The organism is Streptomyces sp. DvalAA-14, from assembly GCF_900091855.1.
In the GTDB taxonomy this organism is placed as follows: Bacteria; Actinomycetota; Actinomycetes; order Streptomycetales; family Streptomycetaceae; genus Actinacidiphila.
On the sequence record NZ_FMCH01000532.1, the window covers coordinates 1 to 7,467 of the forward strand.

8 protein-coding genes and 2 pseudogenes are annotated in these 7,467 nt (G+C 74.4%); 3 read left to right on the forward strand and 7 right to left on the reverse strand.

From position 1 onward, the window contains the following. Positions 1 to 32 precede the first annotated feature (32 nt). The gene (locus GA0115240_RS38765; RefSeq protein WP_256070047.1) at positions 33 to 407 is read right to left on the reverse strand and encodes a DUF4129 domain-containing protein; all 375 of its coding nucleotides are present in this window, start codon (positions 405 to 407) and stop codon (positions 33 to 35) included. A gap of 238 nt (positions 408 to 645) precedes the next feature. On the opposite strand from GA0115240_RS38765, the gene GA0115240_RS38770 reads away from it, so the two are divergent. Both GA0115240_RS38770 and GA0115240_RS28565 read left to right on the forward strand, forming a co-directional pair. Next, complete coding sequence (locus GA0115240_RS38770) at positions 646 to 960, forward strand: hypothetical protein (protein ID WP_237555283.1); 315 nt, start codon at positions 646 to 648, stop codon at positions 958 to 960. A 214-nt stretch (positions 961 to 1,174) separates the two neighbouring features. Then, positions 1,175 to 1,937: pseudogene (locus tag GA0115240_RS28565) on the forward strand (hypothetical protein). A 217-nt stretch (positions 1,938 to 2,154) separates the two neighbouring features. Here the strand turns inward: GA0115240_RS28565 and GA0115240_RS37345 are convergent. From GA0115240_RS37345 to GA0115240_RS28585, 5 genes and pseudogenes are all read right to left on the reverse strand, one after another. Next, a complete protein-coding gene (locus GA0115240_RS37345) occupies positions 2,155 to 3,381 on the reverse strand; it encodes a hypothetical protein (RefSeq protein WP_176725198.1) in 1,227 nt (408 codons plus the stop codon). Positions 3,382 to 3,585: 204 nt separating this feature from the next. Continuing rightward, positions 3,586 to 3,735, reverse strand: a pseudogene (locus GA0115240_RS28570) (helix-turn-helix transcriptional regulator); the annotation flags it as partial. Positions 3,736 to 4,161: 426 nt separating this feature from the next. Continuing rightward, positions 4,162 to 4,863, reverse strand: coding sequence for a L,D-transpeptidase family protein (locus GA0115240_RS28575; protein WP_093741089.1), 702 nt, complete (start codon positions 4,861 to 4,863; stop codon positions 4,162 to 4,164). Between the two features lie 154 nt (positions 4,864 to 5,017). Then, positions 5,018 to 5,548, reverse strand: coding sequence for a GNAT family N-acetyltransferase (locus tag GA0115240_RS28580; protein WP_093741083.1), 531 nt, complete (start codon positions 5,546 to 5,548; stop codon positions 5,018 to 5,020). A 211-nt stretch (positions 5,549 to 5,759) separates the two neighbouring features. Next, complete coding sequence (locus tag GA0115240_RS28585) at positions 5,760 to 6,332, reverse strand: SRPBCC family protein (protein ID WP_093741085.1); 573 nt, start codon at positions 6,330 to 6,332, stop codon at positions 5,760 to 5,762. Positions 6,333 to 6,550: 218 nt separating this feature from the next. On the opposite strand from GA0115240_RS28585, the gene GA0115240_RS28590 reads away from it, so the two are divergent. After that, the gene (locus GA0115240_RS28590; RefSeq protein ID WP_093741087.1) at positions 6,551 to 7,015 is read left to right on the forward strand and encodes a universal stress protein; all 465 of its coding nucleotides are present in this window, start codon (positions 6,551 to 6,553) and stop codon (positions 7,013 to 7,015) included. On the opposite strand, the gene GA0115240_RS28595 is transcribed toward GA0115240_RS28590, so the two are convergent. Next, the coding region (locus GA0115240_RS28595; RefSeq protein WP_093741090.1) for a winged helix-turn-helix domain-containing protein at positions 6,999 to 7,467 on the reverse strand (469 nt) is incomplete at its 5' end. The genes GA0115240_RS28590 and GA0115240_RS28595 overlap by 17 nt on opposite strands.

Genomic DNA, 7,467 nt, shown 5'->3' on the forward strand with positions numbered 1-7,467 from the left:
CGTCGCGGGCGGGGGCGTCGCGGGCGGGGTCTTCACGACGCGGCCTCCGCGGCGGTGCGGTCGGTGTCGAGCCGGCCGGCGATCTCGGCGAGCGCTGCGGCGGCCCGGTCCCGGTGGGCGTCGCCCATCGGATGGGTGGAGTAGCGGGCCTCACGGAAGAGGTCGGTGAGCGTGGCGGCGCTGGTGCCGGTCAGCAGGCCGCTGTCCGCGCCCCGCTCCAGCAGGTCGCGCGGGCTGTCCGAGGCTTTTCTGGCGACTCCGGAGGCGGCCAGGGACTGCTCCATCGCCGCGTAGCAGGCGATGACCGCGGCGCGGGCGTCGTCCCCGCCGAGCAGTGCGCGCCGGCCGGAGTCCACCGCCTCGGCGAGCCGCCGCTGCTCGTCGTCGATGACGCTGTACGTGCCCACCGGCGGCGGCTCCGGCGCCGGGTGGAACAGCCGCCACAGGTAGACGGCCGCGACCAGCGCCAGGGCGAGGAGCAGGGCGAGGCCGACGCCGAGAAGGAGGTGCGCCGGGAGGTGGAGGTGGGACTTGTGCGGTGTGTGGGTCCGCGACCGGACGGGCGGGGGCAGGGGGCAACTGGATGCCGGGCCTCTCCGGCACGGTGTCGCCGGGCCGGGACGCGCCGCCGCCGCTGTCGAACCGGTGCAGACCCAGGATCAGGGCCGGCACCCCGAGCGCGAGGACGATCAGCGCGTACCGCACGGTGTCGGCGAGCCGCTCCTCGAGCGGACTCAGCTCCTGGTCGAAGCCGACCTGCTGCCGGTAACGGCTGCTGAGCGTCAGTCCGCCGACCGCCCAGACCAGCGCCAGCAGGATGACCACCGCGCCATTGCCGCCGAGCGGTCCGCTGCCTTTGCCGAGCCCGCCGCCCGTCCGCAGCAGCAGCGCGGCCACCCCGACTCCGGCGACCACCAGTACGGCCAGCGCCGCCTGCCCGCTGCCTACTCCCCCACGTGAACCCGGCTCCCGCCCCACGGCCCCGCCCTTCTTTCACCGCTCGGCAGCTTTTCATACGAGCCGATGCCTGTCAGTACGGCCCCGGCCGGACCCACGCCAGTCCGATACGGCCGGGCGGGGCGGGGCCGGTGCCGCCCCCGGCTGCGGGCGCCCGCACATTGAGCTATCCAGGAAGGGACTGTTTTCCTCGGGGGCGTCGCCGGAAGGGTCCGCCATGCCGTCCACGCACCAGCCGGTCACCCCTGCCGTGCTCGCCGAGCTGCGCCGCCCCCGCAAGTACCCCGCGGTCTCCGTGCTGCTCCCCACCCACCGGCGCGAGCCGGACCGCGCGCAGGACTCCGTTCGGCTGCGCAACCTGCTGGAAGAGGCCAAGGAGGCCCTGCACAACGACCCGGAGATCTCCCGGACCGACCGGATCGACGTCATCGGGCAGCTCGACCAGGCGCTGACCGAGGTGGATCCGGTGCACGGCGGCGAGGGGCTGGCGATCTTCGCCGCACCCGGTGAGCACCACGTCTGGTCGCTCGGCCGGTCGGTGCCGGCCCGGGTGCTGCTCGCCCAGACCTTCCTCACCCGCAATCTGGTGGCCGCGCACACCGCGAACCAGCCGTACTGGGTGCTCGCCCTGGATTCGCGGGTCGCCACGCTGTGGAGCGGCGGCCGGCAGCACGCCCCGGCGCCGGTCCCGCACGCGGTGTGCCCGCGGCCGCAAATCCTTCGCGGGCGGGGTGGACGAGGTGTGGCAGTCGGTCTCCGAGGGCCGGGTGGGCCTGGTCGCCATCGAGGACGGCTACCGCGCCACGGTTCGCGACACCGGCGAGCACCTGGTGCCCGCGGGGCCCGGCGAGCGGGGCGCCCGCGACGACATCGTGGACGAGATCGCCGAACAGGCCCTGGACACCGGCGCCCGGGTCCGCTTCGTCCCGGACGACGCGCTGGCGGACGTGGGGCGGATCGCGGCGGTGCTGCGCTCCTGAGTGCGGGGGCCCGCCGGGGGCGGGTTGCGCCACCGGCACCGGACCTTCTGCCGGCACGTGGCCGGCCGGGCGGTTCCCCGCGCCCCAGCGGGGCGCGGGGACCACGGCTCCTATGCCCCTGCGGGGCGTGTGCCGCTCGGCGGAGAGGGAACCGCGCGGGTGGCCCGGGACCGGGGAGCAGCGGCGGGAGGGCCCGGCCCCCTTCCCCTCGGAGGGGTCAGCCGCCGGCCGCCGCGCGGAGCGGGGTCGGGCGGGTCAGGGCCGTCGCCGGCTGGGCGCGGTGGCGGACGAACGCCCGGACATGGCGGAGCATCCGGTACTCGTAGCGGTGCCCCCTGCGGACCTGGAGCAGCGACGCGTCGGCCAGCTCGGCGAGCAGGCACACCGCCTCGGTGCTGCTGAACTCCGCCTCCGATCCGGCGTCGGAGCCGATCCCGTCGCTGGCCACCGGCTCCGGCCGCTCGGCCAGCCGGGCCATGAACTGCCGCTGGCGCGAGTCGAGCATTCCCCAGCTCCACTCCAGGCTGCCCCGCATCGACCGCTGGTGCGGCAGCGCCGAGACGTCCGGGACGCCGAGCAGTTCCAGCACGTGCTCGGGCCGCAGCAGCGCCGATACCGGCACGCTGCGCAGCCAGTACGCGGCGAACTCGATCAGCCGCGGTACGCAGTCCAGCTCCCGGCACAGCTCCCGCACCCGGTCCGGTGACCCGGCGAGGTCGTCGGTGAGCGAATTGCTGGCCAGCCGCCGGGACATGAGCTCCACCGCGCTGTCCAGCGGGAGCGGCGCGGTCTCGAAGATGCGGGCTTCGGGCAGTACGGGGGGCCGCCGGGTGGTGACGACGATCCGCGCGTCCGGCCAGGCGCCGCGGAGTTGCTCCACGAGCAGCGCGGTGGTCTGCGGCAGGTGCTCGGCGGTGTCGAGTACGAGCAGCGCGGGACCGCTCCCGCGTGGCTGCCGCTCGTCGCCGAGCAGTTCGGTGACGGCCTGCCCGGCGGCGGCCAGCGCGCCCGGACCGTCACCGCCCGGGCCGGCCAGGCCCGCCACCGGCAGACCCGCCGGACCCGAACCAGGGGCCGACCCCGGACGCGAACCCGAACCCGGGCCGACACCGCCCGAGCCACCCGCCACGCCTGCCGTCGCCGTGATCCGGCCGAGCTGGGCCACCGCGACGCCGCCGGGGAACGCGCCGGCGGTCCGTTCCGCGACCGCCAGTGCGAGCCGCGACTTGCCGATACCGCCGGGCCCGGTGATGACCGTGACCGGGTGGCCGGTGACGATGTCGCAGAGCCGGTCGAGGTCGCCGTCCCGGCCGACCAGCGCCGTCCTGGGCGCTCGCGGCCCGCGCCAGCGGGTCTGCAGGCGGGCGGCGGGGGTGAACCCGGGCCCGGTGGCCCCTGCCGCGGCGCCGAAAGCCGGGGGCGGGGTCAGGGGCGGGGTCGGCATCGTGCTGGAGGACGGGGCCGGTTGCCCGCCCGTCCGCCCCTGCCGCGCGAGCGGAAACGCTCCGGCCGCGCCGTTCCCGACACCGTTCCCGACGCCACTCCCGACGCCGCGCCCGGTCCCCTGCCCGGCCCCCGGGAGTCCGGCGCCAGGCGGTGCGGCCCCCGCCGCACGGCTCCCGCGCTGTTCGGGATCGAGCACCGAGAACAGCAGGTCGAGGGAGCTGCGGCGCGGGCTCTGCACCCGTCCCCGCTCCAGATTCCGGATGGTGCGCACGCTGATCCCGGAGCGCTCGGACAGCTCTTCCTGGGTCCAGCCGCGTTGGGTCCGTAAGGCGAGCAATAAATCATTCCTCATACGGGCACCTCGTCAAGGAGCAGGATGACGGCTGCTTTCCCGCCTACCGGTCTGGACCAGTGGAACCTCGGTCCGACTTCTTCTGACACCTGCAATGCCCCCCTGATCGCTCGCGTGCCTGTCGGCACTTGCGGTCGTCGGACGTGCGCCGAAGGCGAGCCGCGAAGGGTCCCCGTCCCTCGCGTCGCACGGCTGCCGGCCGGTTGCATCATGACATGGCGGATCAAGCGCGGACGAGTGCGACTGTGCAACTGGGTTTCCCTCCGCCCGGCCGACCACCGGGGCCGGACTCAAGCGTCCGACCTGCGGCGATTACGTTGAATCGAGCCATGCCAACAGGCCGTCAGCGGCCTCCGCTTGGCGAATATTTTACTCTACCCGCATAGCTGAACGCACAGCGTGACGCTCCGGGGGCAGCTTCCCGGGTCAGTAGCGGGACACCGCCGTACCGCCGCCCGCCGTACCGATCGCGATGTGCGGCGCGGCGCCGGGCTTGAGCCAGGCCAGGATCCGGTTCATCGCCGCGGCCGGCACCGAGACACAACCCGCCGTCGCCCCACTGCCGTTGACGTGCAGAAAGATCCCGGCGCCGCGGCCCTTGACCGGCTTGGCGTAGTTGAAGTCGATGACCACCGCGTGCGCGTACTGGGTCGGGTAGTCGGCCAGCCGCTCCGACTCGCTCGCCCGGCAGTCCTTGGGCAGCGGACTCGTCCAGCGGTTGTAGGCGGTGGAGGCGGCGTCCTCGCACCACCACGAGGTGCCGGTGACGGGGCGGTACGCCAGCGTGGTGCCGGCCGGCGCCGCGGCGTTGCCGAAGGCGAACGGCAGCCCGAACAGGCCGGTGGGCGTGGTGTCGGTGTTCTGCTTGCGGGCGGTGCCCTCCACCAGGCCCTTGGCACCCAGGCGGGCGGGGAGGCTGCCGACCTGCTTCCAGGCGCTGCCGGTCTTCTCCCACTGGACGAGCGTGGCGGTGGTCGAGGCCAATGTCGGCGCGGTCACGGTCAGCAGTTGGGTGCCGCCACCGGTGTCGCGCATCATCCGGGGCAGCGGGAGCCGCAGCGGGACGCCGGCCTTCCGCGGCGGGGCGGCCACCGCCGCCGCACCGGCCGCGCCGACGGTGAGGGCCATCGTCACGGCGGCGGCAGCGGTCAGGGCGACGGGGGTGCGGTTGCGCACGACGGGCCTCCGGCTCGGGCGGGACAACGCTCTGGCCGGAGTCTGCCAGCTGCCGGCCCGGCCCGTACGCCGAACCGGTCCGCGCCACCCCCGGCCGCCCTCCCGCTCAGCCGGCCGACGGCAGGTCCACCACCCAGTCGTTGGAGCGGATGAAGGTCCCCTTCGGGTACTCGAACCGGCACTCGCCCAGCAGCGTGAAGCCCGCCTTCCGGCAGACCGCGTTGGAGGCCGGGTGGTCGACGGCGGGGAAGGCGTGCAGATGCGCCCGGCTGCCGAGGCGGGCGGCCTCCCGTATCAGCGCCCGGGCGGCGAGGGCCGCTATGCCGCGGCCCTGGAATTCGGGCAGCACGCCCCAGCCGGTCTCGTAGATGTCCTCGCCCTGCCAGTTGCGGCTCCAGAAGCCGATCGAGCCGACCACCTCGCCGTCCGGCCGCGACCGGACGGTGTACATCCGGCCCGCGTCGCCGTCGATGGTGAGGTAGCGCAAGAGGCGCGCGGCGAGCTGGGCCTCGTCCTCCGGGCCGCCGAGGTGATCGGTCATCTCCGGGGTGTTGGTCCTGCCGAGGACCCAGAAGTCGTCCTGCGACCAGGGCCGCAGTTCCAGCTCGACCGGCGGGTGGGAGTGCGCGTTCGTCATGATCGCCAACCTACGCGGGGGGTCCGACAACGGGGTTCGCGGCGGCGGCCGGGGCACAGAGCGGGCTGGGGCACGAATCGGCCCGGGGATGACGCGGTCCGGGGACGACACGGTCCGGGCACAAAAGAGCCCCGGCCGGGACGGGGGGACCAGGCCGGGGCAGTTCAGGGGCGGGCGGACCGGAGTTCGCCGCGCATTGTTAGTTTAACACTCAATGAGCATAGTCGAAGCCGGTGCGCTCCGAGGAGGCCGGCCCGGGGGCGCCGGCCTCCTCGGAGCCCGCCGCGGGTGCCGGTGCCGGTTCCGGTTCCGGCGCGGCCGCGGGCAGCGCCGGCCGGGCGGGCGCCGCGGCGCCGAGCACGTCGCAGAACTTGCGGCCGTCGGTCGGCAGATCCCGCCGCCAGGCCATCGCGATCAGCGGGCCGAGCAGCAGCAGGCCGGCGCTGAGCGAACTCGTGACCGACAGCCGGACCAGGGTGCCGTCCGCGTGCGGGAGGAGGTCGAAGGCGTAGAGCGGCACCTGGGTGCCCAGCGGGCTCCACATGCGCTGGCCGCGGAAGGCTATCCGCCGGCACGGCTCGTAGTCCGCGCAGACCAGGCGGTGCGGCCGGCGCCGGCCCGGATAGCGGTAGCGGTACACCGCCCGGGCGCCGGGCTCGACGAACGCGGCGTCGACCGAGGCCACTCCGGAGCTCCACAGGGCGAGATTGCGGGCATCGGCGAGAAAGTCGAAGACCTCGGTGGCCGGCCTTGGCACGAACACGTTCGTGGAAACGCTCGGCATCACAAACCTCCCCGGTAGCGGCGTGGGCGGCTGAGCACGCGAGGCGCGGACCGGAAATTGTCGGTGGGGCGCCGGGCGGACGAGCCGCCTGTTTCACTCCTCTTCCGAAAGCGTGCATCGCAAATGGGCTCATGTCGTGGCAATGAGTCCATTCGGGTGAGAACGCGGTCCAGCTCAGGGGATGGGTGCCGGGGTCCGAGGTCGATAGCCTGTGCGGCGTGGAAGAACAGCAGGTCCCCGCGTACTTCGAGCGCGGCACGGACGGGCCCAAGGTCATCGTTGCCGGACTGGACGGGTCGGAATCGTCCTGGCGCGCCGCGGCGTACGCCTCGGGGCTGGCGCGCCGGCAGAACGCGCTGCTCGCGCTGGTGTATGTGCAGCCTTATCTGTCCGGCGGAGCGGCGCTCGGCGTCCCGGTGCCGGACGGGGACACCGGGATCGCCGAGCAGCTGCTCGCCGAGATAAGGGAAGCGGTCGAGCGGGTGGGGAACACCTTCCGGGTGCGCTGGGAGTTCCACACCTTTCGCGGCGACCCCTACAACGGGCTGGCGATGGCCGCCGACCAGCTGACCGCGGACGCGGTGGTGGTCGGCTCCTCGGAGCGCGCCGGCCACCGCTTCGTGGGTTCGGTCGCCGTCCGGCTGGTGAAGGCCGGCCGGTGGCCGGTCACGGTCGTGCCGTGACCGCCGGGGCGTACTTGTAGCCGACCCGCCGCACGGTCACGATGCTGCCGCGGTGCGCGGCGCCGAGCTTGCGCCGCAGCCGGGCCACGTGCACGTCCACGGTGCGGCCGTCACCGACGTGCCCGTAGCCCCAGACGGTGGTGACCAGCTGGTCGCGGGAGTGCACCCGGTGCGGGTGGGCGACGAGATGGGCCAGCAGCTCGAACTCCAGGTAGGTGAGGTCGAGCTGACGCCCCTCCACCACCGCGGTACGGCGTTCGCTGTCGATCCTGACCGGTGCGTCGTCCGCGTCCGCCGCGCCCTGCGGCAGCTCCGGGGCGGCCGGGGCGGGGGCGGGCTCCACCGGCACGAGCACCAGGTAGCCGACCATCGGAGCGCCGCCGGCCACCGCGGGCAGCACATGCCCGGGGGCCGGCATCCAGGTGGCGCCGGGGGGGCAGGAAGTCGGGTGC